This is a genomic window from bacterium (assembly GCA_026129405.1).
In the GTDB taxonomy this organism is placed as follows: domain Bacteria; phylum Desulfobacterota; class Binatia; order DP-6; family DP-6; genus JAHCID01.
Window position 1 is genome coordinate 35,556 of record JAHCID010000002.1, and the last position, 24,687, is coordinate 60,242.

General features: G+C 69.7%; 23 protein-coding genes. 7 read left to right on the plus strand and 16 right to left on the minus strand.

The window, feature by feature from the left end; translation table 11 throughout:
- The first annotated feature begins 61 nt into the window (after window positions 1-61).
- The gene (locus KIT14_08535; GenBank protein ID MCW5890585.1) at window positions 62-1,093 is read left to right on the plus strand and encodes a Fic family protein; all 1,032 of its coding nucleotides are present in this window, start codon (window positions 62-64) and stop codon (window positions 1,091-1,093) included.
- A 6-nt stretch (window positions 1,094-1,099) separates the two neighbouring features.
- Here the strand turns inward: KIT14_08535 and KIT14_08540 are convergent, their stop codons facing one another.
- Window positions 1,100-1,396 carry a ferredoxin family protein gene (locus KIT14_08540; protein ID MCW5890586.1) on the minus strand — a complete coding sequence of 99 codons (297 nt, stop codon included), beginning with the start codon at window positions 1,394-1,396 and terminating at the stop codon, window positions 1,100-1,102.
- A 149-nt stretch (window positions 1,397-1,545) separates the two neighbouring features.
- On the opposite strand from KIT14_08540, the gene KIT14_08545 reads away from it, so the two are divergent.
- Window positions 1,546-2,379, plus strand: coding sequence for an aldo/keto reductase (locus KIT14_08545; protein MCW5890587.1), 834 nt, complete (start codon window positions 1,546-1,548; stop codon window positions 2,377-2,379).
- A 5-nt stretch (window positions 2,380-2,384) separates the two neighbouring features.
- On the opposite strand, the gene KIT14_08550 is transcribed toward KIT14_08545, so the two are convergent.
- Together KIT14_08550 and KIT14_08555 are read right to left on the minus strand one after the other, a co-directional pair.
- Complete coding sequence (locus KIT14_08550) at window positions 2,385-2,645, minus strand: type II toxin-antitoxin system VapC family toxin (GenBank protein ID MCW5890588.1); 261 nt, start codon at window positions 2,643-2,645, stop codon at window positions 2,385-2,387.
- Between the two features lie 92 nt (window positions 2,646-2,737).
- On the minus strand, window positions 2,738-2,947 hold the full coding sequence (locus KIT14_08555; GenBank protein ID MCW5890589.1) for an AbrB/MazE/SpoVT family DNA-binding domain-containing protein: 210 nt from the start codon (window positions 2,945-2,947) through the stop codon (window positions 2,738-2,740).
- 151 nt (window positions 2,948-3,098) lie between these two features.
- Here KIT14_08555 and KIT14_08560 point away from each other — a divergent pair, with 151 nt between their 5' ends.
- Complete coding sequence (locus tag KIT14_08560; protein MCW5890590.1) at window positions 3,099-4,265, plus strand: steroid 3-ketoacyl-CoA thiolase; 1,167 nt, start codon at window positions 3,099-3,101, stop codon at window positions 4,263-4,265.
- 54 nt (window positions 4,266-4,319) lie between these two features.
- Here KIT14_08560 and KIT14_08565 read toward each other — a convergent pair whose 3' ends face one another.
- Window positions 4,320-4,808 (minus strand): TIGR02391 family protein, encoded by a 489-nt coding sequence (locus KIT14_08565; protein MCW5890591.1) that lies wholly within the window; start codon window positions 4,806-4,808, stop codon window positions 4,320-4,322.
- A complete protein-coding gene (locus KIT14_08570) occupies window positions 4,801-5,487 on the minus strand; it encodes a DUF5343 domain-containing protein (GenBank protein MCW5890592.1) in 687 nt (228 codons plus the stop codon). Before KIT14_08570 ends, KIT14_08565 begins: the two co-directional genes overlap by 8 nt.
- Before the next feature lie 1,772 nt (window positions 5,488-7,259).
- Between KIT14_08570 and KIT14_08575 the strand changes: the two genes are divergently transcribed.
- Window positions 7,260-8,276, plus strand: a complete 1,017-nt coding sequence (locus tag KIT14_08575; protein MCW5890593.1) for an NADP-dependent oxidoreductase — start codon at window positions 7,260-7,262, stop codon at window positions 8,274-8,276.
- A gap of 288 nt (window positions 8,277-8,564) precedes the next feature.
- Here KIT14_08575 and KIT14_08580 read toward each other — a convergent pair whose 3' ends face one another.
- Together KIT14_08580 and KIT14_08585 are read right to left on the minus strand one after the other, a co-directional pair.
- The gene (locus KIT14_08580; protein ID MCW5890594.1) at window positions 8,565-8,954 is read right to left on the minus strand and encodes a type II toxin-antitoxin system VapC family toxin; all 390 of its coding nucleotides are present in this window, start codon (window positions 8,952-8,954) and stop codon (window positions 8,565-8,567) included.
- Window positions 8,951-9,172, minus strand: a complete 222-nt coding sequence (locus tag KIT14_08585; GenBank protein MCW5890595.1) for a type II toxin-antitoxin system prevent-host-death family antitoxin — start codon at window positions 9,170-9,172, stop codon at window positions 8,951-8,953. Before KIT14_08585 ends, KIT14_08580 begins: the two co-directional genes overlap by 4 nt.
- A 387-nt stretch (window positions 9,173-9,559) precedes the next feature.
- On the opposite strand from KIT14_08585, the gene KIT14_08590 reads away from it, so the two are divergent.
- Entirely contained in the window at window positions 9,560-10,486 is a 927-nt protein-coding gene (locus tag KIT14_08590) for a hypothetical protein (GenBank protein MCW5890596.1), read from the plus strand.
- Here the strand turns inward: KIT14_08590 and KIT14_08595 are convergent.
- Entirely contained in the window at window positions 10,372-11,652 is a 1,281-nt protein-coding gene (locus KIT14_08595; protein ID MCW5890597.1) for a hypothetical protein, read from the minus strand. The genes KIT14_08590 and KIT14_08595 overlap by 115 nt on opposite strands.
- A gap of 184 nt (window positions 11,653-11,836) precedes the next feature.
- Window positions 11,837-13,018, minus strand: a complete 1,182-nt coding sequence (locus tag KIT14_08600; protein ID MCW5890598.1) for an amidase — start codon at window positions 13,016-13,018, stop codon at window positions 11,837-11,839.
- On the opposite strand from KIT14_08600, the gene KIT14_08605 reads away from it, so the two are divergent.
- Window positions 12,905-13,771, plus strand: a complete 867-nt coding sequence (locus KIT14_08605; GenBank protein ID MCW5890599.1) for a DUF488 domain-containing protein — start codon at window positions 12,905-12,907, stop codon at window positions 13,769-13,771. The genes KIT14_08600 and KIT14_08605 overlap by 114 nt on opposite strands.
- A 451-nt stretch (window positions 13,772-14,222) precedes the next feature.
- Here KIT14_08605 and KIT14_08610 read toward each other — a convergent pair whose 3' ends face one another.
- Window positions 14,223-15,533, minus strand: a complete 1,311-nt coding sequence (locus KIT14_08610) for a DUF2236 domain-containing protein (GenBank protein ID MCW5890600.1) — start codon at window positions 15,531-15,533, stop codon at window positions 14,223-14,225.
- Between the two features lie 51 nt (window positions 15,534-15,584).
- Between KIT14_08610 and KIT14_08615 the strand changes: the two genes are divergently transcribed.
- Complete coding sequence (locus KIT14_08615) at window positions 15,585-16,262, plus strand: TetR/AcrR family transcriptional regulator (GenBank protein ID MCW5890601.1); 678 nt, start codon at window positions 15,585-15,587, stop codon at window positions 16,260-16,262.
- 742 nt (window positions 16,263-17,004) lie between these two features.
- On the opposite strand, the gene KIT14_08620 is transcribed toward KIT14_08615, so the two are convergent.
- The 6 genes from KIT14_08620 to KIT14_08645 all read right to left on the minus strand — a co-directional run bounded on the left by KIT14_08620 (window position 17,005) and on the right by KIT14_08645 (window position 24,569).
- Window positions 17,005-17,934, minus strand: coding sequence for a hypothetical protein (locus KIT14_08620; GenBank protein ID MCW5890602.1), 930 nt, complete (start codon window positions 17,932-17,934; stop codon window positions 17,005-17,007).
- Between the two features lie 280 nt (window positions 17,935-18,214).
- Window positions 18,215-20,215 (minus strand): thioredoxin reductase, encoded by a 2,001-nt coding sequence (locus KIT14_08625; GenBank protein MCW5890603.1) that lies wholly within the window; start codon window positions 20,213-20,215, stop codon window positions 18,215-18,217.
- A gap of 71 nt (window positions 20,216-20,286) precedes the next feature.
- On the minus strand, window positions 20,287-21,273 hold the full coding sequence (locus KIT14_08630) for an LLM class flavin-dependent oxidoreductase (GenBank protein MCW5890604.1): 987 nt from the start codon (window positions 21,271-21,273) through the stop codon (window positions 20,287-20,289).
- 57 nt (window positions 21,274-21,330) lie between these two features.
- Window positions 21,331-21,849 carry a peptide-methionine (S)-S-oxide reductase MsrA gene (msrA, locus tag KIT14_08635; protein ID MCW5890605.1) on the minus strand — a complete coding sequence of 173 codons (519 nt, stop codon included), beginning with the start codon at window positions 21,847-21,849 and terminating at the stop codon, window positions 21,331-21,333.
- A 32-nt stretch (window positions 21,850-21,881) separates the two neighbouring features.
- Window positions 21,882-22,367 carry a peptide-methionine (R)-S-oxide reductase MsrB gene (gene msrB, locus KIT14_08640; protein MCW5890606.1) on the minus strand — a complete coding sequence of 162 codons (486 nt, stop codon included), beginning with the start codon at window positions 22,365-22,367 and terminating at the stop codon, window positions 21,882-21,884.
- 120 nt (window positions 22,368-22,487) lie between these two features.
- The gene (locus KIT14_08645) at window positions 22,488-24,569 is read right to left on the minus strand and encodes a DUF4215 domain-containing protein (GenBank protein ID MCW5890607.1); all 2,082 of its coding nucleotides are present in this window, start codon (window positions 24,567-24,569) and stop codon (window positions 22,488-22,490) included.
- Between the last annotated feature and the right edge of the window lie 118 nt (window positions 24,570-24,687).

Sequence of the window (24,687 nt, forward strand, 5' to 3'; positions counted from 1 at the left end):
TCGCAATATAAGTCGTAGGAAACTGGCGCCGGCGACGCCGTTTTGCTACTTTCTCGATTACGTGCCGATATGGAGTAGGAAAAAATCCGGCTCGCGTGCGCCGGGGCGTCCGTCGCTCGACGAGGTCCTCGCCCGCGTCGACGAAGAAGTGACCCTGCTGCATTCGCATCTCGGCGGCCTCCCGCGAGCCGTCGAGGCCGACCAGATTCTGCGAGCGATCTGGCTCGACGACGTGCACAACTCGACCGCCATCGAGGGCAACACGATGACGCGGGCCGAGGTCGAGGCGCTCGTGGAGCGGCGCCGGCCGGCCGCGACGCTCCTCGAAAGCCTCGAGGTCGACTGCTACGCCCGAGCCGCCGATTGGGTCTATCGCATGGCGGCGGAGTGCGACGGTGTTCCGCTCAACGTCGTGTCGGAGATCCACGCGATCACCGTCGGTGCGGTGTGGGCCGTCGAGCCGCCTGCCACTCGTGACGCGCCGGGCGCATGGCGCAAGAGCGGCGTGCGGGTTCGAGCGGTGCGGGTGTCGGTGCCTCCGGCGATCCAGGCGGACATGGCGCAATGGAGCGCCTCCACGGCGCGGCCCGCTGGCCGGCACCCGATCGCGCATGCGGCCGAGCATCACGCCTGGTTCGAGCGCATCCACCCCTTCGTCGACGGCAACGGACGTGTCGGAAGGCTCGTGCTGAACTTTCTCCTGCTCCAGCGCGGCTACTCTCCCGCCGTGATCCTCGCTTCGGACCGGTCGAAATATCTCCACGCATTGAAGAGTGCCGACGAGGGCAACTTGCGACCGCTGACGGAGATCGTCGCTCGCGCCGTCAGCGATACGCTGAGCCGCTTCCTGATCCCGAATCTCGCGGGTGACGCCAAGCTCGTTCCGCTCAGCGCACTCGCCGCCACCGGTCCCTACCCAGCCGTCTACTTGCGGCAGCTGGTCTTGAGTGAGCGGCTGCGCGCGGTCCGACAGGGAAACCTGTGGCTCAGCTCGCGGGCCTGGTTGCGCCAGTACGTCGACTCGCGGGATCGGCGTGGGCGGGGCGAGAAGCGCTCCGCGTCGAATCGTAAGCCCGCGCCCCGCGCGAGATGACGCTGATCACGACGCGCGTAGCTTGATCGCCTTCTCCGGGCACGCCGTCACGCACAGCCCGCACGCCCGGCACTGGTCCGCGTGGACGGCGAACGCCTGCTTGCCGCCGTGGACGAAGAGCTTCACGCGGCCGATGAGCGACAGCGGCGCGCGCTCCTCGGCGGTCAGCGCGCGCAGCTCGAAGACGCCGTAGGGGCAGACCTCGATGCAATCGGCCTTCGCCTCGCAGCGGTTGCGGTCGATGACCGGCACGAGGCGGCCGGGGGCGTCGTCGCAGCGGGAGTCGGGGGCGGCGGTGGCCATGCCGCGTAGTAGCACGACGGGTGCCAGAAGCGTGCGGCCCGTCCGTGCTGGCGTCGCGGCATCAGGGTGCAGCGGGAGGGCTGCGGTCCGTGCGCGCGCGGACTGCGGCAGAGGTCCCGTCCCGCGACGATCACGCTAGGATGGCCGCCATGCAGGAGCGGTCGTTCGGTGCGTGCGGGAGCGTGGTCGTGGTCGGGCAGGGGACGTGGCAGCTCGAAGAGGCGTCGCGCGCCGGCGTCGTCCGCACCCTGCGCGCCGGGCTCGACGCCGGCATGACCCACGTCGACACCGCCGAGCTGTACGGCCGCGGCGTCGTCGAGGAGATGGTGGGCGAGGCGCTCGCCGGGCGGCGCGACGAGGTGTTCCTGGTCTCGAAGGTGCTGCCCGAGAACGCGTCGCGTGCCGGGACCATCGCCGCGTGTGAGCGCTCGCTGCGCCGGCTACGGACGGAGCGGCTCGACGTCTACCTGTTGCACTGGCGCGGCCGGCATCCGCTGGCGGAGACGGTCGCCGCGTTCGATCGGCTCGTCGCCGAGGGCAAGATCGCCGCGTGGGGCGTCAGCAACTTCGACGAGGATGATCTCGCCGAGGTGGCCGCGCTCGGGACGCCGGCCTGCAATCAGGTGCTCTACCACCTGGAGGAGCGCGCCATCGAGCACGCGGTGCTGCCGTGGTGCCGCGCGCACGAGGTCGCGATGGTCGGCTACAGCCCGTTCGGGTCCGGCGCGTTCCCGTCGCCGCGCTCGGCCGGCGGGCGCGTGCTGCAGACGGTGGCCGACGCGCACGGCGTCTCGCCGTTCCAGGTTGCCCTGGCGTTCCTGGTGCGCGAGCCGGGGACGTTCACGATCCCGCGGGCGTCGAGCGTCGCGCACGCGCAGGAGAACGCGGCGGCCGGTGACCTGCGCCTGACGGCGGGCGAGATCGCCCGCATCGACGCGGCGTTTCCGCGCGGCCGGCGACGGCGGGGCGTGCCGACGCTGTGAGGCGCTCAGCGAATGACGACGACGTCCGGCAGTGCCGTGAAGTCGGCGTCGCCCGTCACGAGGGTCGCACCGGTGCGGAGTGCCGTCGCGTAGATGATCGCGTCGGCCATCGCGAGTCGATGCGCCAATGACAGGTCGGCGGCCTCGAGCGCGAGTGTCTCGTCGACCGGGACGACCTCGGCGCGGTGCATGGCCGCCACCGCCTCCAGTACGCGCTCTTCCGAGAAATCGCGCCGCAGGACTTTGTAGACCTCGATCGCGCTCACCCGAGTCGGTCGCACCACTGGAGGTGCTAGCGAACCGATCAGCCGACAGCAGGCCGCGAGATCCTCGATCCCGCCGCTCGCATCGCCGAGCGTCAGAACCGATTTTTCCTGTCGCGCAGTCCTTCGCCTGTGGCGCCCCGAACGATGCCGCGAAAGGCCTTCATGGGACGTTCGGGCACGAGGTAGATGACTCCGCCCTTGGCGACGACGGTGAGCTTCGAGCCCGGACGAACCGAGAGCCGGTCACACACGCCGCGCGGCAGCACGAGCTGGTACCTGCCCGACAGCGTGACCGACTCCATGACTTGCGAAGGTAAACGACCGAATGAGCGTAAGTCCATGGGCCGCGCGGTCCGCGCGCGACGAGGACGGTCTCGGCGTGGCCGGCGCCGGCGGGGCGTGCCGAGGGTGTGACGCTGGCGTCACGCACCGGGTTCGCGTTAAGCCCACCGGATGCAGGACGTGTACATCGTATCGGCAGTGCGGAGCCCGATCGGGCGCCGCAAGGGCGGGTTCGCGGGCATGCACGCGGCCGATCTCCTCGGCGCGGTGCAGAAGGCCGCGGTCGAGCGCGCGAAGATCGACCCGGCGCAGGTCGGCCAGGTCATCGGCGGCTGCGTGTCGCAGGTCGCGGAGCAGTCGTTCGACATCGCGCGCTGCGCGTGGCTGGCCGCCGGCCTGCCGATGGAGGTCGCCGCGACGACGGTCGACAGCCAGTGCGGCTCGAGCCAGCAGGCGACGTCGATCGCCGCCGCGCTCGTCGGCGCCGGCATCGAAGACGTCGCGCTCGCCTGCGGCGTCGAGATGATGACCCGCGTCCCGCTCGGCTCGAACTCGCAGGGCGGCTCCCCGCTCTCGAAGGCCTACCGCAGCCGCTACGCGTTCAAGACGCAGTTCCAGGGCGCGGAGATGATCGCCAAGGAGTACGGCATCACCCGCGAGGACACGGATCGCTTCGGCCTCCGCAGCCAGCAGCTCGCGATCCAGGCCTGGAAGGAGAACCGCTTCGCGCGCGAGATCGTCCCGGTCGAGGCGCCGATCCTCGGCGAGGACGGCAAGCCGACGGGCGAGACGAAGCTCGTCGACCGCGACGAGGGCCTGCGCGAGACGTCGCTCGAGAAGCTCGCGGCGCTGAAGGCGGTCGTCGAGCCGGACGGGATCCACACGGCGGGCACGTCGTCGCAGGTGTCGGACGGGGCGTCGGCGGTGCTGCTGGCGTCGGAGAAGGGGCTGAAGCGGCTCGGGCTCACGCCGCGGGCGCGCATCGTATCGACGACGCTCGTCGGCGTCGATCCGGTGACGATGCTGAAGGGGCCGATCCCGGCGTCGCGCAAGGTGCTCGCGGAGGCGGGTCTCACGATCGACGACATCGCGACGTTCGAGGTGAACGAGGCCTTCGCGTCGGTGGTGCTGGCCTGGGAGAAGGAGCTGCGGCCGAACCCGGAGCGGGTGAACCCGAACGGGGGGGCGATTGCGCTCGGGCACCCGACGGGGTCCACGGGGGCGCGGCTCATCACGACCGCGCTGCATGAGTTGGAACGGACGGCCGGAAGGTATGGGTTGGTGTCGATGTGCTGTGGTGGGGGGCTTGGGACGGGAACGGTGATCGAGCGCGTGTGAGAGATCGCTCTTGTCTCCGCGACGCTCGCTAGCACCGGCCTCTGACAGCTCAGGTTAGGATGCGCACCTGAAACCGCTCTCGTCCAAGCGTCGCAATAGCAGCGATGCAAGTGACAGGTGGTCCAAGCACCGGTCAGGGCCATCGGGAAGCGACACTTCGTGCCCCCTGGGGTTGCGAATCGCAAGAACGGAGCCGGCGAAGAGGAACTGGAAGCCCTTTTGCTCGTCGCGTTCGCTCACTGTGGATAGAGGAGTGAGTTGGATCGCCGGCGACGTATCGGCGAATGCCTGCATCATAAGCTTGAAGCCGGACTCGCCGAGCTTGGAGTGCTGTTGAACCTGTTTGTCGACAAGCTTGAACGCCTCGAACGTCGCCTGTGCATAGTGCCCGTCGTCGAACAGATCGCGCACGACCGAAGGAAGTCCCGGATGGATGTCCCGCTCGTCGAACGGATGTGTGCCTCCTGTTGGCTGGGAGCGCGCCTCGGTGTGTCGCCCAGCCCGGCGAACGATGGCTTCGAAGACGCCGAGTGCGTTAGCCATTGAGCAAGTTGTCGCGGATGCTCTTGAAGATGCGATCGTAGGTGTCCTGATCCCCGTCTGCAGGCAGGTTGATCTCGATACGCACGGTTAACCCCACGGCTGATCCACCGACCGCCGGGTCCTTCGGGGCGTCATCGGCATCCTTCGCGTGTGCGTGTGTCGCGCCTGGATTAGGGGGCGCAGCACTGCGCTTCGCAGGACGCACTAGTTGCTTTGTGGCGTCCTTTTTCCTGCCCTTCGCTTCTGGAACGTCCTTGTGGCCCGCGAAGCCGGCCAGCAGCTGGAACGTGCTCGCCTGCCGCTTGCCCACGATGTCGGTCGTCTGATCCGAGGATCGGAAGAACGTGATGAGCGCTTCCTGGTCGAGCGTCCACGAGGCTTCCCCATGCAATTCGAAAAGGCTTGAGTACGCCTTCTTGACGAGGCCGGCGAACTGCTTCGCGAAGGCAGTGTCGTCGTGCTGCGAGAAGATGGTCTGCGCGTCAGCTGTGCGCTGACCTTGGTCATCGATCATCTCGAGATGACGAAGAACGTTCAGTACGTAGCTCTCGTTCTTCGGGGCGTATCCCAGCTTGCGGAGTGTCTCAGCCGTGACGGTGGCCGGAAACGACCTGCGGAGGTGCGTGATCACCTGAACGAGTCCGCCAGGCGCCGAGACATAAGGGTGCTTGTCAGGCATTGGGCGAGTGTTCCTTTGTCATCATCGAGAGGATGGGCTCTCGGCTCCGTGCCGGCCGAAGGATCCTGCCACTTTGGAAATCAAACCCGGTCTACGTTTCGGGAGTCGAGTTCCCAACTCGGAGGCCCGCAAGGAGGTCTCGACGCCACGACCCGGCGTGACGAAGAATGCGGAGACAACCGTACGAGAGCACCGCGGAGAAGGGCGCGATCACCAGGACATTCTTCCATGGCTCAGGCTTCGCGATCAGGGTCAGGGGCAGCCACAATGCGCCGAGCCCGAAAGAAAACGCAAAGAACGCAAGGTAGGCTTGGGCGATCCAGGTCGCTCCGCAGCCGAGGCTTATGGCGATGACACGTGCGACGGCAGCAGGTGTGCCGGGCGAAATCCCTTGAGCGGCACGCTTTCCACTCTCGGTTAGTAGGCCCTTTAGGAACCAGCTCGCGAGGAGCGCCGCGAGGAAGGCTGCCGCCAACAGGAGTGCCGAGGAACTCGACGTGGCTCCTTGAAGAAAGGCGAGGAAAGCTTCGACGTCCACTGGCTCTGCAGCCTAGTTCAGCGACGGGATGCCGTCGGTGCCAGCCGCCGGCCGCTGCAAGCCCGCGTTGGAAAGTGTTCGATGGCTACGGGATTGTCCGCACACCGTCAGATCTCACACAGGAGGTTCAAGACCGCATACGCAGAGATGGAGAAGCACGCGATCGAAGCGAGGTCTACCGCGACGCTTGGCCAGTCGTGCAGGAGCCACCAAACACCGAGCGTTGCTCTCCACGAATCCGTACTTCGCCGATCGTCGGTCGCTGAAACGCAGAACCAATCAGCGTACTTGTCTACGAGCGCTAGCAGTACCTGAAGAATCACCCCACCTAGGAACAGCAATGCGATCCAGCGCGCGTGTGGGGCACGTACGAATGCCCTCAGGATCCGGTCGTTGCTGGCAAGGAATACAGGCAGCCCTACCCCGAACGCGATCAGCCATGTTCGGAATGTGCTCGCATGTTGCCGGTAGGCAGCATCGAACGCTGCGCTTTTGCTCGGAGCGAGTATTCGCGCGCGATCTGCTGAAGTCACGGACTAGCCATCCGTCCGAATCGGAGCGTTCGCTTGAGTTGAGCGGCTTGGCGCCGCGCGTCCCGACGATGCTCCACGCGTAGTGCAGTGGCGGAGTGGTGCTGGCCGATCCACCCCGCGGGGCGCGTCGGGGACGCTGCTGGCCGGTGCCGCATTCCTCAAGCCATCGGCGTTGGCGAGGGCTTCTCGGGGAGCCATCTGATAAACGGAGCCGCTGGGAAGCTTTTGGGCGTTCGCCGAGGATGCGATGAGCTTCGCCGGCGAGCATGCGGACCGAACTCGCATGGCGGGCGAATGTAGGCTCCTTATGCGTACGAAGCAACCCTGTAGCACGTCCATCCGGAAAGATACCCGTGCTGCGCAGCGTCGCGACGGCCCAGCGTTTTGGCGCGTGTGTTTTGAGCCATCGCCTCCAAGCACGTCCGCACACGCCGTCGCGCACGTCGAGCCGGACTCTATCGGAAGTCGCCTCATAGCCGGCCGATGAACCCGCACCGGCAATCGCTGCCCTCCGCGCAGCGCGAACGGTGTGCGCCAAGACCCCACTCAAACGTCTGCTGCCGCTTGGCGCTCGCTGGACGGGACGCAGCCGCGTCGAGTCGTGATCGACACGCGTGTGCCCGCTACATTAACCGCTCAACGCACCGAGCATGGCGTCACTGCGGAACCCGTGAAACAGTCCGCCCCCGGAGGAGCACCCCATGCCCCGTGAGATCCACCTGAAGACCCGCCCCGTCGGCACCCCGACCGCCGACAACTTCGCCCTCGTCGAAGTCCCGATGCCGCGCCCCGCCGACGGCCAGTTCCTCGTCCGCAACGTGTTCATGTCCGTCGACCCGTACATGCGTGGGCGCATGATGGATCGCGAGAGCTACGTCCCGCCGTTCCAGGTCGGGCAGGTGATGGACGGTGGCTCCGTCGGCCAGGTGGTGGAGTCGAAGCACTCTGGCTTCGCCGCCGGCGAGTACGTCTGCGGCTTCGGGAGCGGCGGGTGGCGCGAGTACTGGGTCTCCGACGGCGCCATGGTGCAGAAGGTCGATCCGACCGTGGCGCCGCTCGGTGCGTACCTCGGCGTGCTCGGGATGCCGGGGCTCACGGCGTACTCGGGCTTCCTGCGCATCGGGCAGCCGAAGGCGGGCGAGACGGTCTTCGTCTCGGCGGCGGCGGGTGCCGTCGGGTCGGCGGTCTGCCAGATCGCGAAGGCGAAGGGGTGCTGCGTCGTCGCCTCGGCCGGGTCCGACGAGAAGCTCGCGTGGCTGAAGCGCGAGGCCGGCGTCGATGCGGTCGTGAACTACAAGACCTGCGGCGACCTCGGGGCGGCGGTGAAGAAGGCGGCGCCGAAGGGCATCGACATCTACTTTGAGAACGTCGGCGGTGAGCACCTCGAGGTCGCGCTCGAGCAGATGAATCGGCTCGGGCGGATCGTCGCGTGTGGGATGATCAGCCAGTACAACGCGACCGAGCCGCCGCCGGGGCCGCGCAACATCATCCTCGTCGTCGGCAAGAGCATCACCTTCCAGGGCTTCATCGTCACGAACTACCTCGACATGGTCCCGCAGTTCTTCATGGAGATGGGCCAGTGGGTGCGCGAGGGGAAGCTGAAGTGGGAGGAGACGGTCGTCGAGGGGATCGAGAAGGCGCCGGAGGCGTTCCTCGGGCTCTTCACGGGCGCGAACGCGGGGAAGATGCTCGTTCGGCTCGGGCCGGACGCGGTGTAGGGCCGATCCGGGTGGGCAGCACCGGCTTTGCAGGGATTGAAACGGCTCACGGCAGGCGTGCGGAGCCGTTTCGGGAGTTGAAATGGCCTGCGCCACGCTCGCGCGCCCCACTTCGAGGCTTGAAGTAGCTCGCGCCACGCGCGCGTTCCCCACTTCGACGACTCGAACCCAGGCGCGGTCGGGGCGCCGCAGAAGGTATACGTCCTGCCGGCCTGCTGGCGTCGGAGGGGTGCAGTTGCGCCTCGAGCGAGCGCGCAAAGGAGAGGGCCGCTGACCGCCTCCGGCGGCCTACCAGACGCACCGCCGCACGTGCCGCGTGATCGCCTCGTCGCAGGTCACGATCCGCGCCTCGAGACGTCGGCTCTGCGCGATCAGCATGCGGTCGAAGGGGTCATCGTGCGGAATGTCGAGCAGGCCTGCCACGACGGCGTCTTCGGGATCGATCGAGGCGAGCAGGAACCCCCATCGATCGTGTAGCTCCGGATAGCGCACCAGGTACTCGTCGACGCCGGTGAGACGTCCCTTGCGTCGCTTGATCGCGATCTCCCACAACGAGGCGGCAGAGACGACGATCTGATTGTCGGGTTTGGCGATCGTTCGGCGTGCGGTGCGGCCCAGCTCGGGGGCATCGGCCATCCACCAGAGTAGGGCGCACGTGTCGAGGAGGAAGGTGCTCACCCCCACCGCGAGTCGTCGGGACCGACTCCTCCCAGCACATCCCCAGCGATGCGGCCCCGGAACGTCCCGGGTTTGCGGTCGCCAGGCGGCGTCACGGCCACCAGCCGAGCGTACGGCTTGCCCGCCTTCGCGATGACGACCTCCTCGCCCCGGTGCGCCCGCTCGAGAAGCTTCGAGAAGTTCGTCTTGGCCTCGTGGACGTTCGCGATGATCGCCATGGAGTCAGGTTAGTCCACTGATCGGACTAGGACAAACGGTCGCCGCCGGGCATCATCGCGAGTCGCCCGCCGCCGGCCTCGAGTCTTCGGCATCTATCGTTGCGGCACCAGCACCACCGGACGGGTGGTCCGCTTCGAGTCGACCGACGAGCTGCTGCTGCGCTGGACCCTGACGGCGATCGGAGCCGCAAGCCGCTGAACGGACGCGCCAACGCGAGAACGAGGAGGGACGATCCGATGATTCGCAGGGCACACGGTTACTGACTCCTCGCCGGCATGGCGAGCACCGCACTTCTCCTGGCGGGAGCCCACCCCGCCGCCGCGACGTTCGCGGTCACGGTCAGCGGCAAGACCACGACGGTCACCCAGCTCGACGCCGACCTCGTGGTGGCGACGCGCATGCCCGACGGCGGTCTGCTGGTGAGCGTCAGCGGCTCGCTGCTGTCCTCCCCGCCGCCGACCAACCCGATCCTCCGCAGCCCCGCCACGTCGACGGCGGTGGCGGCGATGGTCCTCGCGCTCGACTCGGCGCTCCCGGGATCGCTGACGCTCGATCTCCCCGGTGAAGCCGACGTGACGATTCCCGGCACTGCCGCGACGATCGGCGGGTCGCTCAAGGTGCGGGGCGGGGCGGCCGCCGCGCAGACCGTGCGGATCGGCCTCGCGGGGGAGCCCGTGACGATCAAGCGAGACGCGACCGTCGATCTCGGCGGCGCCTTCGACCAGCTCGTCATGGGCGAGGACTTCCACGCGGCTCGTTCGCTCAGCCTCGAGGGCATCGACGATCTCGACGCAGGGACTGTGCAGGTCGATCGAAGCCTGAAGATCGACTCGACGCGCGACGGAGATGCCGTCGACGTCAAGGTGAGCCACCTCGAGGTGGGTACGTCGTTCACCTTCCGGAGCGCGGCGCGCGCGTACCTGTACGTCGGGCAGGGCTCGGTCGGCCGCAACACGACGATCGACTTCAGCGCCGGAGACATTGCCACGGGCTACGCTTTCTTCAGCACCGGCGGGAACTCTCTCACGGCGTCCTCCCGGGCGGGCCTGTCGACCTTTCTCGGCCTCGGCCGCTACGGCCTCGCCACCGTGAAGGGCTCCGTCACCGTGACCATGCTCGGGGCCGCTCCGAATTCATCCTCGCGAAGGCGTGCTCGCGGGGACCACATCGAGGAGAGGGGGAGCGAGCACGCCTCCACCTACCTGCACGCGATCACGCCCCTCCCGTTCGGCGCCGCGCAGCGCGGCGAGGGCGATCCCGGCAGGCCGAGCACGGTGCGCCCGCAGTCCTCGCTCGGGTTCCCGGTGCGATAGAGCTCCACTTCCACCGCATAGGGCGGCGGGCCGGCGTCGTCCGGGAGCACGCCCTGCGGGATGGCGACGCGCACGTCCCAGACGTTCGGATCGCGACGGGACGGGCCCATCTGCATGCGCGCCACCTGCGTGAGGGTGGTGCCCCGGTTGACGAACGTCCAGCGGGTGCCCTTCTGCTTCCATTCGAAGGGCGGGCCGCTGACGGTCGTGCCGGGGATCCGCTCGGCGACGATCGCCCGGCCGGTCGCGTCGCGCAGCGTGACGATCTTGTCCAGGAACTGGGGATCGAACTGCGGGTTGTGGAACGGCGTCCCCGGCGGGAGGCGCACGCCGGCCCGGAGCTTCAGGAAGTCCTTGCGCCCCGGCTGGAAGCTGCCGAAGCGGAGCGTGACCTTCTCGAGCGGCCCGCCGAGGCAGAAGTCGCAGCCGTCGAGGATGCCGTCACCGTCGACGTCGGGCTCGGTGGGCGAGGTCGGCGGCGGACATGACGACGAGACGCCGTCGCAGACCTCGGCCGTGTCGCATGCGTTCTCCGGCAGCCGGCAGAGCGTGCCGGCAGGCTTCAGGTGCTGGACGCAGGTGCCGGCCCCGTCACACGAGGCACCCGCGGTGCAGGCGGCGCCGTCGGAGGCACACGTCCATCCGGACGGGCGCGGCGTGCAGAGCTCCGTGCAGCAATCTCCACCGCTCGCGCCTTCGTCGCACTGCTCGCCGTCGTCGACGACGCCGTTGCCGCACGTCTCGGGCAGGCGCACGGCCTCGAGCGGCCCGCTGATGTTGAAACAGCTCCGCGTCGGTTGGACGGACTCCTGAAACGTGCCGGTGAACGTCTGTCCGTCCGCCGCCACGACGGCGTCGATGGACCAGGGGATGATGATGACCTGGCCGGTGAAGATGTTGAAGCAGGAGCCCTGACCGTCCAGGTGGAGGGCGCCGCTGAGCGGATCGACCGTGCCGCCGGAGTACCCGGACGGCGGCTCGACCGTCACGGCGGAGCCCGCCTGCACGAGCGTGAACAGGCTTTCGTACGTGAACCCGAAGGTGGTCTCGTGCTGGGTCACCTTCCATCGTCCGGTGACGTCGATCTGCGCGACTGCCGGGGCGGCCCACAGGCCTGCCATGAGCGCCATCGAGAGCAAGCGGACGATCGGCGAGACGGTGCGCATCAGTGACTCCCCCCAGGCACTCGCGGTATCGCAGCGCATGCGGCGGCGTCAACGGGAAGCAAGCAAAACCGATGACGCGGCGCGCGCGCAGGCGCGTGATCACTCGTGTCGCGGTCCTGCGATCGGACCCGGCGCCCACGCCCGGCGCGCCGGATACACGCCTGGGCGAGCGTGGCGCCGGCGATCAGCGCACGACGCCGGCGAGCCAGGCGAGGAGCCGTGCATCCTCGCCCGCCCCCGCGAGGAACGATACGCCCACCGGTGCGCCGTCGACCATGCCGGCGGGCACGGTCACCTGCGGTAGACGCCCGATGCTGGCGAACGTCTGCAGCGTGAGCGTCGGCGTCATGTAGGCGTCGTCGGTGCGGTCGCCGAAGGGATGGCCCTTGCGCGGCGGCGGCGCCGAGGTCGTGGGGATGCAGAGGAGCCGTCCGTCGGCGAGCGCGCCGCCGAGCCGCGCCGCCAGCCGCTCGCGGAGCGCCACGCGCTCGCCGAGCCGCGCGCGATCGACCTGGTCGAGCAGCCGGAAGTTGGCGGCGATCAGGTCGCCGAACTGCGGCCGAGCCGACGCCACCCAGCTGCCGAGCGACGCCGCGATCTCGGCCCACTGGAGCTGACAGTGGGTCGCGAGCCAGGTCGCCGGATTGCGGCCCTCGGAGCCCACGAGGTCGGCCAGTCCGACCTCCTCGGCGTGCACGCCGTGCGTCGCCAGCCAGGCGCGCCCGGCGTCGAGGACGCCCGGCTCGGCGAGCGTCCAGGCTTCGCGCACCAGCGCGACCCGCGGCGACGGGCCGGCGGGACGATCCTCGAGCCCGGCGAGGACCCGCATGGCGCGCGCCAGGGTCGGAAGATCGCGCGCCATCGCCCCCACCGTGTCGAAGCTCGGCGCGAACGGCATGACGCCCGCCAGGGAGACGCGATCGTGCGTCGGCCGCATGCCGAAGACGCCGCAGCTCGCTGCCGGCACACGCACCGAGCCGGTCGTGTCGGTGCCGAGGCCGACGTCGCACTCGCCGCCCGCCACCGCCGACGCCGAGCCGCTCGACGACCCGCCGGGGATGCGATCGGGCGCCGCGGGGTTCCGCGGCGTGCCGTAGTGGGCGTTCTCGCCGATGATGCTGAACGCCAGCTCGTCGCTGATCGTCTTGCCGACGAGGCGCGCGCCCGCCGCCAGCAGCAGCTCGACGGCGACGGCGTGCGCCACCGCCGGCGGATGCGTCTCGCGCCAGCGCGGGTTGCCGCAGCCCGTCCGATGCCCGGCGACGTCGATCAGGTCCTTCACGGCCAAGCGGAGACCGTCGAGCGTCCCGCTGCCCGTCGGCGCGACGGTGAAGCGCTCGATGAAGGCGTCGGTGGCCGTTTCCACGCCCGAGCCCTACGCCATCGTCCCGCGGCGCGCGAGCGCCGGCGGGCTGCCTTTCGTTTCGCCGACGTGCGCGAAAGGGCGCCTCGGGAAGCCGTACCTCGCCTGCCTGCGCGATCGGTCCGGCAACGAGCCCTGCAGGCCGCATCGCATGCGCCGAGCGACCGGCGCCGCGCGCATCTCCCTGCGCACGCATCTGCTACACTCGCGGACGTGGTCGTCCACACGATCGGCCATTCCACCCGCGCGCTCGACGACTTTCTCGCACTGCTCGCCGCGCACGGCATCCGCGCCGTTGCCGACGTCCGACGGCACCCCGGTTCGCGCCGGCATCCGCACTTCGCCCGCGACGCGCTCGCGACGTCGCTGGCGGAGCGTGGGTTCGGGTACGATTGGATGCCGGAGCTGGGCGGCCGCCGCCGCGCGCAGCCCGACTCGCCGCATCGTGCCTGGCGTGAGGAGAGCTTCCGCGCCTACGCCGATCACATGGACGGCACCGAGTTTCGGGACGCGCTCGCGACCCTGCTCGCGAACGCCGAGCGGCGTTCGACGGCGATCATGTGCGCCGAGGCCGTGCCGTGGCGCTGCCATCGCCGGCTCATCGCCGACGCGCTCCTCGCCCGCGGCGTCGAAGTGCGGCACGTCGTGGGGCCCGGGACGCCGAAGATCCACACCCTGACCAGACACGCGCGGCTCGACGGCGAGCGCGTCGTGTACGACGCCGGCCAGCCGGACCTGCCGGCGCTGGGACGCTGACGCTCGCCGAGAACACACGGCAGATCGGGCGCCCCGTCTCCACCTTCCTGGCGGCGGGCTTCACGCGCCCGGTCGCCGCGCATGCGGCGCGCAAGCACCCGACTTCGGACGCGCTCATGCAGATCGTCTCGCCCGTCGGCAAGCGGGTACCTGCGCATCCCCCACGCGAACGTGCTCGTATCGTTCGGGGTGGCCGAAGGCGTCCTCCCGACCGACGACGTTTCGCGCGCATGGGGCGCCGGAATCCGCCCGCCGACTTTGTGCCGATCACCGACGCCTCGTGGCGTTCGCGGTACCGGCCGATTCGAATGCGTGCACGCCGCTCGGCCCGATCAACCTCGAGAGCTTCGATCAGCTGACGTTCTGAATCGCCCGCTCCGACGTACGTCGCGTTGCGCGCCGCCGTGCGGCGGTCGGCGATCAGCGCACCGACGCCGTCCGAGCGCCCCCCTCAGCCGCGGTAGGTCGACGGGTCGGTGGTGTACTCGGGCCGGCCGTAGGCGGCGAGGCGCTTGCCGACGAGGCGGACCGTGTAGCCGTCGACCGCGTTGCGCAGGAGGGGCAGGCGGCTCGCGAGACGAACGCCCGTGAAGCGCCCGAGGATGAACGGCGCCGTGAGCGCGACGCGGGCGAAGTCGGCAGCGCGGATCGGCACGCCCATGGCGGCGGCGGCCTTGCGGTCACCACCGCGGAAGCCGAGCAGGAACATCTTGCTCCAGCTCTTCTCGACGGCGTCGAAGGCGCGATCGAACGGGGTCCGCGTCGGCCGCAGGTACGCCTCCATCGTCGCGCCGACGAGGGCGTGGCAGGTCGTGTCGAAGTCGTCCCGCAGACAGGCGGCGCGCGCGTGTACCACGCGGATGACGTCGTCCTGTGTCGCTGGCAGCAGCTCCTCGGGCAGCCCGAGCAGGTAGGCGCGGTAGCGGCTGAATTCGAGCATGACGCGCTCGCGTGCGTCGAAGGTGGTGCGGCCGCGGCGGCGGGCGCGCATCGCTAGCAGGTAGACGTTGACCATGCCGGCGGGCACCTGATCGATCTGCGGGACGGGCACGCCGTAGACGTCGACGTCCCAGCGATCGGAGCGGGTCAGCGCGTTGAAGCGGACGATCGAGTGCATCAGCCGCACCATCGCGGCCGCCTCGAAGCCGGCCTGGTGGCGATCCAGCGCGCCGGGCAGGGTGGTGACGGCGAAGAAGCTCGCCGTCTCGTTGATGCGGAAGGCCGCGCGGCGCTCCGAGAGCGCGCCGGTGAGCGCCATGGGGAGCGCGGCATAGCTGTTGAGGAACGTCGCCAGGAACGCGCCGCGGATGAGGAACGGCGAGAGGTAGGCCGCGCTCACGCGCAGGTGGCGAGCGCCTTCTTCGACGAGGTCCATGTCGAGCCAGGTGGGCCTGGCCTCCATCGACGCGATCAGCGCGCGCAGCTCGTCGGGGGCGCCCGGGACGCATTCGACGCCCTCGCGGCACGCCTGGCGCAGCATGCCGACGAGCTCCTGCAGGCCATAGCGCCCGAGCAGCGCGGCGTAGCGGTCGGCGACGACGTCGCCCAGCATCGTGGTCGAGCGGACGAGCTCGACCGCGCGCTCGTCGTCGAGGAGCGGCCGGCGCGGGGCGACCCACGCGGGCAGCGCCGACCTGTCGGCCGGGTCGCGCGTGAAGCGGAACGGGGTCTTGTCGAAGTCGATCTTGCCGTAGACGGCGGGAAGCGCGGTGCGCTGGCTGCGAGCGCGTTCCGCGAGCGCGGGGTAGTGCACGAGTTGCATTCTTACAGGTGGTAAGTTACCAGGTCAACGACGATGGGCATGCGCAAGCGGCTGAGCGCGACGGAGCGCCGGGAGCAGATCCTCGACGTCACGCACGCGATCGTCGACGCCGAGGGCTTCCACGCGGCCACCCCGGGCCGGATCGCCGGCGCTGCGCGCATCACGCGCCCCGTGCTGTACCAGCAGTTCGGCGACCTGGCGGGCGTGTTCGTCGCGCTGATCGACCGCGAGGGCACGCGGGCCTCCGCGCAGTTCGTCGCCGCGATCGGGCGCCCCGGCTCGCTGGCGAGCACGTTCGAAGGCGTGCTCGACGCGCTCGATGCGCATCCCGCGACGTGGCGCTTGTTCCTCGTCCCGCCGGAGGGCGCGCCGCCGGCCCTGCACGAGCGACTCGCCGCCGCGCAGCGCAACGTCCACCGCTACCTCGAGGGGGAGCTGCGCCGCCGGTTCCCCGACCTCGCCGACCCCGACTATACGGCGCGGCTCCTGCAGGCGGCGGGACGCGAGCTGCTGCGGCTGCGCCTCGTCGACGCGAAGCACGCGACGAACGCGCGGCTGGGGGCGCTCGTGCGCGACCTCGGTGCGTGCCTCCTCAGGGGGACGGGAACGCCGCCGCCAGCTCGCGCGCCAGGTCCACGTAGAACGTCTGCATGCGATGCTCGAGTGCCTCGCGCCGCTCCCCGCTCGGGGGCGAGAACGGTGGGACGAGGTCCAGCCCCAGGTCGGTGACGTGCCACCAGCCGAGCTGGTTCAGGTGGTCCGCATCGAGCACCGGGTGCTGGAGATACTCCGGACGCCAGGTCGCCGAGGTCACGGACACCAGGCCGTCGTTGTCGCCCTCGTACGCCTGGATGACGGCCCAGGAGTCGCGCAGCGGCGTGAAGACCCGTGCCTGCTCCTGCGCGCCCGCGATCGTGCGGAAGCGAACCCCGCAGCCGCGCTCGAAGTCGGCGGCGAGCTGGTCGAACGCGCGGCAGCTGGTGGTCGTCAGGTCGCGGAAGCCGTCGAGGTCGTCGATGCGCAGGAGTGCCAGGATGACGAGGAGCGGCCGCGCCGGCTCGAGGGCGACGTCGGCGAACGACGTGCCCAGGTGCGGTGTGCCGATCGTCGTCAGCGACGCGACCTTGTCGTGGATCGCGTCGCCGCGATGCTCGTAGAGCATGTGGCGGGCATCGAGTCCGCCCATGCTGTGGCCGATGATGTGCACCTTGGGAGCGCCGGCCTCGCGGAGGACGCGCTCCACGTCCTCGCGCAGCGCGGTGGCGCGATCGTGGACTCCCCTGGCCCACGGGACGTTCCCGTGGTGCGCCGAGAACCCCTCGCGCGTGAGCGTGCTGCGGATCAGCCGCCAGTAGTGCCTGCAGTCGCTCCGGCCATTGTCGTGCAGGGGCACGGTGTGCGCCAGGAGGATGTCGAACCGGCAGATGCCGTGCGCGAGGATGATCGGATACGTGCCCATGGCGCGATCTCCCTAGGCTGCGAGCTGCCCGAGCACGCGCTCGAGGTCGTCGGCGCCGTAACGCGTCCGCAGCAGCGCGATGGCTTCGGCGAGTACGGGGCCGAGGTCCGGATCCTGCGTGTCGAGCAGGGTGCCCCGCAGGAGATCGAGATGGCGCTCCTCGATGTCGATCCCGTTCGCGCGCGCGTAGATCACGATGGCGAGCCGTACCGACTGGTTCCCGGGGTCGATCAGCGCGGAGATGGTCTCGGCGATCGTCCTGAGGGTGGTCATGGCGTAGAGGGCTCGCATGGTGTGAACGAGGAGACCCGGCGGGTGGTCCAGCCGCCCGTCGCGGAGATCGCCGAGCAGCGTCGGCACGGCGGGCAGGAGGAGGCCGAGGTCCCGTCTCACCGCGAGGCGGAGCACCCGGGGGAGCTTCCACAGATCGGGAACGTCGCGCAGCAGCGCCAGGGGAATCTTCGGGACGGTGTCGACGACGATGGCCGTGGTTTCGCCCAGGTCGCCGAAGAACTCCCCGCTGGTCAGGAGACGGACGATACGCGGCACTTCCTCGGGGCGGATCGGGATCCCGGCGCGCTCCGCTCCCGCCGACAGCAGCCGTCCGAGCAGCTCGGCGTCGACGCCCTGGCGATCGATCCCGGTGCGCTCGACCAGGATCGCGCGTAGGATCTCCTCGATGCGCTCCGGGTCGAGGCCCACCGCCCGCACCCGCGGGTGCTGCGCCGCGCCCTCGGCGAGCGTGCGTAGGAAGACCGACCCGTCCCCCTCCCCGGCGCCGGCAGGCCTCGTGCCGAGCGCGGCCAGCGAGAGCGCGCCGGGGGAGCTCGTCGCGCGCAGCAAGCCGACGAGCCGCTGCACCTGCCGCGGCTCGAGCTGCCCCGCCAACGCGCCCTCCACGTGACGTGCAGCGTTCGTCCATGCGTCTTCGAACTCGTTCATCGCGGCTCCTCCTCGCGTGGGGCGGTCCGGCTCCGTGCCCGGTCGCCGCCGGGGGCCAGCAAGATGCATGCTGAGCGCCGCACGCCCGCGGCTCGTGCGGCCGCGCGCGGGGTGCGTCGCATTCGGGAGACGCGATGTCCGCCCGACTGGACGCCGGCGCGTGGTTCGGCCACGGCACGTCGCGCGACGCGACATGGCCGCGAGATTGCTTCCAGGGTGTGGACCCCGTGCTGGTGCCGCGCGACGTCGCGGCGACGCCGGCGCGCGGCGGAAGCGCGGGTCAGCTCCCCACCGCCGGCCGCACGTCCGCCGGTCGTCGCACGCGATTGTAGACCGCTTTGTACCGCTCCCAGAACCCGCGGTGCTTCTTCTTGTTCTTGAGGTCGTTGAACGGGTAGCGCGCGCCCGGAAGCTGCCGCAGGGCGTAGGTCAGCACGAAGTCGAGCGGGAAGATCAGCAGCGTCGTCACGGGGTTCAGCAGCATCGGGAGGTACAGCAGGAAGGACAGGAGCTTCGTGCGGAAGAAGGGGCAGCTGTTGGTGACCGGGATCATCGCCCAGTAGCCGAAGAGCATCTGGCCGACGACGGCCGCCGCCAGCACCCAGCCGCCGATCCAGCCGTGGAGGAACAGCGAGGTGAAGACCGCGAGCGTCAGCAGCTGATAGCCCAGGTAGGTGACGCCCAGCTGCCAGACCAGCTTGAAGCCGTCGTGCTGTGTGAAGACGTGGTCGACGAAGTCGGCGCACCCGTCGATCGCATAGCGGCCGGTCTGCCGGAACTTGTCCGGGTTGTTCGGGTAGCTGAGATACTTCGCGACGTCGCGGAGGCTTCGGCAGTCGGCGAGGCGCAGCTCGATGCCGAGCTCCCGCGCGACCTCGTCGGTGTAGAAGCCGTAGTAGGTGAGGTGATCGCGCGGACCCGGCGCGGTGGTGACGAAGTACTTCCGGTCGTAGCGCGCGATCTTCTCGTCGAGGCGTGCGGCCATGTCGGCGCGGAACGGGTCGTCGGTGATCAGCCGGTGGATGAGCAGCGACTGCATCTCGGTGATGCTGGAGAGGCCGCCCGTGAGCGGCCGCGTGTAGCCGAGCAGGTAGACGTTCTCGAGGACGCGCGGGATCACGCCGAGATGGTTCTCGCGGTACACGTACTCGTAGTCGACGACCCGTCCGTCCCGCTCGTGGGTGATCCGCGGAAGCCGCGGCACCTCGGCGTCGCCTTTGATCAGGTGGTCGTAGTGGACGATCGTCCCGTCGCATTCGATGGTCTTGCGCGTCTCGTCGACCGTGGTGTCGTCCTTGCTCCAGAGCTTCACCAGGCCCTCGGACACGAAGAAGGGGAGGTCGTTCAGCAGGAAGCCCTGCGTGATCCGCTCGGGCAGCTCCTCGGCGAACTTCCGCGCATACGTGTCGATCGGCCAGTACTTGATCGCGATGATGCCGTTCGGGACGTGGGCCTTCGGCGGTCGGTCGGCCCGGATCACGCGCCGCGTGTCCGCGAAGGGCACGTGGAAGTTCTCCGGGGTGAAGAGGCGTCCCAGCACGTGCTGGACCCCCCGCACGAGGGCCATGATCGCGGCGACCGGCTTGAAGTTCGGGACGACCTTGTACATCGGCACGAAGTTGAAGTTGATCACCGCGCCGTAGAGGCGGGGGAAGCTCCGTGCCATCTGATGCGCCTCGAGCTGGTCGAGGCTGTAGGTCTGCTCCCCCATGAAGAGCAGCTTGTCGAGGGCCAGGAAGCCGTTCTGGAGGCAGATGATCGTGTTGTCGCCCGTCACCAGCTTCGAGATCATGAGGTTGGCGGAGTCTCCGATCGTGTCGAAGACGACGGTCTGGTCGCGGATGCTGCAGTCGAACGTGGTGAGCGACTCGACCACGCGGCGACGATACGCGGTCGAGATCACGACGTGCTTGGCTTCGAAGCGCTCGCCGCTCGCCGTGTGGACGATGCTGCGGCCGCGCGTGTTCTCGATCAGCGTGACCCGGTCGGCGACGATGCGATCCTGGTACTGGCGATAGTACCGGAGATGCATGTCGTAGAACTCGCGCGCGGTCGGATAGCGGTCCTCGCCGAAGCTCTCGACCAGGTCGAAGGTGTAGAAGCTCGTGTAGTACGAGCTGACGAGGTCGAAATCGAGCCCCGTCGAGCGGGTGAGCGACGCCCAGATCGAGCCGTCCTTCTCCGAGACGATCGTGTAGCGCACCCCGGAGCGGTCGAGCTCGCGCAGGAGCGGGATGGCGGAGAAACCGAATCCCACGAGGAGGACGTCCGTCTCCTTCATCGATCACCCTCCGAGCTCGAGGCGGGAACGAGCCGGTCGATATCCACCCGCGAACGCGGTCACGGTTGCCGTCACTCCCGCAGGGCCGGCATCACCTCGCGTGCGAACCGGCGCACGGCGGCCTCGTCCGCCATCTGGAAGACGAGCTCGCGCAGGTTCCACGCGTCCCGGCGACGCCGGAGCTCCGCCACCAGCTCGTCGGGGGTGCCGACGAGCGACAGGGGCGCGCGGGCCGCCGCCTCCGGGGAGACGCCCAGCCCTGCGGCCAGGCTTTCGCGCATCGTGCGTGACGCCGCCGGCGTGTCGGCGAGGAGCATGGTGAAGGCGAAGTTGCTGATCTCGATCGCCTGCGGATCGCGGCCGTTGCGCGCCGCCTCGGCCCGCACGAAGTCGATCGCGGCGTGGGTGGCGTCGTCGTCGAGGGCGGCCACGCTCGCCATCGAGATGTGGCCGCGGTGACCGACCGCGGGGACGACGTTCAGCACGTCGGCGTGGCGCGCGGCGATGCGCAGCAGCCCCTTGCCGCCGCCGCCGAGAACGATCCGCGGGTGCGGCTTCTGGACCGTCTTCGGGACGAGGTCGGCCCCCTCGAAGTGGAAGAACTCGCCGTGGTGCGTGAAGGGCTCGTCCTGCCAGAGCCCGCGGATGCAGGTGAGCGACTCGTCGAGCATGCGCAGCCGCTCGCCGATCGGGGGGAACGGGATGCCGGTCATGCGGAACTCGGTCTCCGTCCAGCCCGATCCGAGGCCGGCGAGCGCTCGGCCGCCGGAGACGTGGTCGAGCGTGGCGAGGCTTTGGGCCGTCACCGCCGGGTGGCGGAGCAGGTTGCAGAGCACGAGGTGCCCGATGCGCACCCGGCGCGTGGCCCCGGCGGCGATGACCGCCAGCGCCATCGCGTCGAACGCTGGGCCCGGCACCCGCTGGCGCTCCGGCCCCTCGTAGACGAGGTGGTCCGGGAAGTAGACGACGTCGTACCCGAGCTCCTCGACGAGCTGGGCCTGATCGCGGAGCCGCGCGACGTCGTCGAGGCCGATACCGAGCTGGATGCCGAATCGCATGCGCAACCCCTAGCATGCCCGATCGGCTCCCGCCGCGTCGCCGACGCACCGCCGCCGTCAGGCCGTGCGTGCGCTCGCGCGCCGCGGGAGCTTCCAGCCCGGTCGCGGAAAGTGACACGTATACCCGCCCGGAAGGCGCAGCAGGTAGTCCTGATGCTCCGGCTCCGCCTCCCAGAACGGACCGGCCGGACGCACTTCGGTGACGACGGGCCCCGGCCAGAGGCCGGAGGCGTTCACGTCGGCGATCGTATCCTCGGCGACGCGGCGCTGCTCGTCGGAGGTGTAGTAGATGCCGGAGCGATACGACGTCCCGACGTCGTTGCCCTGCCGATTCACGGTGGTCGGATCGTGGACCTGGAAGAAGAACTCGAGCAGATCGCGATACGACAGGATCGCCGGATCGAAGACCACTTCGATCGCTTCGGCGTGCGAGCCGTGATGGCGGTACGTCGCGTTCGGAACGTCGCCGCCGCTGTAGCCGACGCGCGTGGTCACCACGCCCGGCAGCTTCCGGAAGAGGTCCTGCATCCCCCAGAAGCACCCACCCGCGAGGATCGCCGTCTCGGTCGTCGCCATCTCAGCCCTCCTGCGGGACGGTCGCGATGCCGTCACCGGCGCCATGCCGCGCCCTCCGGGACGCCGCGGCCCAGCGCGTCGGGCAACGGCTCGCCGGCGGGCGTGAATCCCAGCGACACCGAGTTGATGCAGTAGCGCAGGCCCGTGGGCGGCGGGCCGTCCGGGAACACGTGTCCCTGGTGGCTTCCGCAGCGCGCGCAGAGGAGCTCCGTGCGCACCATGCCGTGACTCGTGTCGCGCGTCTCTCGCGTGTGCGCCCGGTCGAACGGCGCCGTGAAGCTCGGCCAGCCGGTGCCGCTCTCGAACTTCTCCCCGCTGAGGAACAGGGGCAGGCCGCAGAGCCGGCAGGTGAAGACGCCCGGGCGCTTCTCGTTCAGGAACGCGCCGCAGAACGGCGCTTCCGTGCCCTGACCGAGCAGCACGTTCGCTTCATCGGTCGTCAGGTCCCCCTCCAGAAGCTTGCGCTGCTCCGGAGGCGGAGGGGTCAGGTCGAATCCCGAGTCGGAACGTTCGGCCATGCGTGCATCTCGCGGTCGTGAGCTTCGGCTCGGCGGTGGCATGACCACGACGAGCATCTTCGTCATCGCTGCTCGTCGTGGTCATGTCCATCGTCGGAGGCGCGGGGCGCTCCCGCTCGGTCATCTACACTTGATCGTCTTGCCCCCGCCCGTGACGGCGCAGCTCGGCTTCGCGGGCGGGGTGTTGGGGAAGGCCGCCTCGCCGCACCGGCCCGTCTCCGCAACCGGTGGGTCGAGGACGATGGTCGGCACCAATGGGAGGGCGGTCGGATCGACGGCGTAGCCGCCGTTCTTGCCCACCACCTTCACCTTGAGCGTTCCCGGCTTGGCCGGGTCGCGCTTGATCTGCACGGTGATGATCCCGTCGACTGCCGGCACGACCGTGCCGGCGTTCTTGTAGGTCCACACCGTCGCGCGCGCGTTGACCTTCCAGCCGGCCTTGTCGGCCGGCACGTAGGCGCCTCCCGGGATGGTCACGTCCACCGGCAGCGCGCCGGTCGCGTCCACGATCAGGAACCGCACGCCGTCGGCGAGCGGATCGATGTCGGCGGTCCCGGGTACGGCGGCGAAGAAGCTCGTGAAGCTGAGCTTGTCGTCGCCGGCCGGCGGCAGGAGCTTGTCGAGGGTCAAGGCGGATTTCGATCCCACGGTGGGAACCAGATTGGTGCACGGATCGCACGCGTCGCCCTGCGCGTCGCCGTCGCCGTCGGCCTGCGTGGGATTCGCGACGTCGACGCAGTTGTCGAGCGCGTCGCACACCGTGTCGCCGTCCGTGTCCGGTAGCCCCGTATCGGGCGGGCACGCCACGGCCGCCCCGGTGCAGTGCTCGGCGAGGTCGCAGTCGCCGGCGGCGGGCCGGCAGAGGGTGGTGGCGGGCGCGACGATGTCGTCGGGGCACTGCCCGGAGGAGCCGGTGCAGTGCTCGGCGAGGTCGCAGTCGCCGGCGGCGGGCCGGCAGAGGGTGGTGGCGGGCGCGACGGCGTCGTCGGGGCACTGCCCGGAGGAGCCGGTGCAGTGCTCGGCGAGGTCGCAGTCGCCGGCGGCGGGCCGGCACGTCTCGCCCGCGAGGCGGTAGGAGCACGAGGCCGTGCAGCACGCGCTCGGATCGCCGTTCAGCGCGCCCTCGTCGCACTCCTCGTCGCCGACGACGAGCTCGTCGCCGCACGTGGGCTCGCATGCCGACGGCGTGCCCGTGCAGGACCAGCCGGCCTCGAGCGTGCAGGTGCTCGAGCAGCCGTCGCCGTCGAGCGTGCCGCCGTCGTCGCAGGCCTCGTCGCCGGCGACCACGCCGTCACCGCAGGTGGGGACGCTCGGGCAGTCGATGCGGAAGTCGCGGATGGCGTCGCTGGGGCCGGGGTTCGGGCAGAGGAACGGCGCGTAGCGCGCGTCGTCGTCGACGAAGACCTTCAGCCACACCACCGTGTACATGGCGTGGACCGGGTTCTCGGCGCCGTCGAAGGCGGTGTTCACGGGTTCGCGGTGGAGCGCGTTGCGAAGCTCGATGTAGGCCTTTTGGGTGGTCCCCGGGATGCTGTCGAAGAACGGGATGGCATAGGTGCCGACGGGCGCGGTGGTGTCGCCGTCGGAGCCGATGATCAGGGTGGGCGCGGTCACGCCGTTCCAGTTGGTCCAGTTGCTGTTGAAGGGCTGCATCGGGATGACCGCCCGCAGGCCGGACGTGATCTTGGCGGCCTCGAGTGAGCCACCGCCGCCCATCGAGTGGCCGGCCACCGCGAGGCGGGCGGGGTCGAGCCGGGCGGTCACCGCACTGGACGTCAGCAGGTAGGTGCGGGCCGCGAGGATCTGCTGTCCGCGCGACACGGCGTTGTCGAGAGGACCGTTCGTGTTGATGAGGAAGACGACGAACCCGTGCGAGGCGATGCGCTCGCCCAACCAGGAGTAGTGCGAGCTGTTGGCGAGAAAGCCGGGCGCAAACACCACCGCGCCGTAGGTCCCCTCGCTGGTATCGAGCGGGTAGTAGATGACCCCGCCGCCGAAGCCGGCGACCGACGAGGGCACCGACACCGATGCCGTCGCGTAGGGGCCGGTCACGAGCAGGCTCCCCACGGTCGGGTCGGGCCCTTTGGCGTAGTCCGTGTCGGCGCCGGCGCACACCGGTGCGATCAGCGCCAGAACCGCGAGAAGCACCGTCGCGAGCCGACGGGCCCCGAACCGAACGGACAGCTCCCTCTCGTTGCACATCGAAACGCCCCCCTTTTGTTGCTCGCGACGCAACTCGCGAGCCAATTAAGTAAGTCGACCTATTCCGTCTCCATCGAGGGGGCACCCGGTCGGTGTCAATGGCGGAATTCCCGTTGTC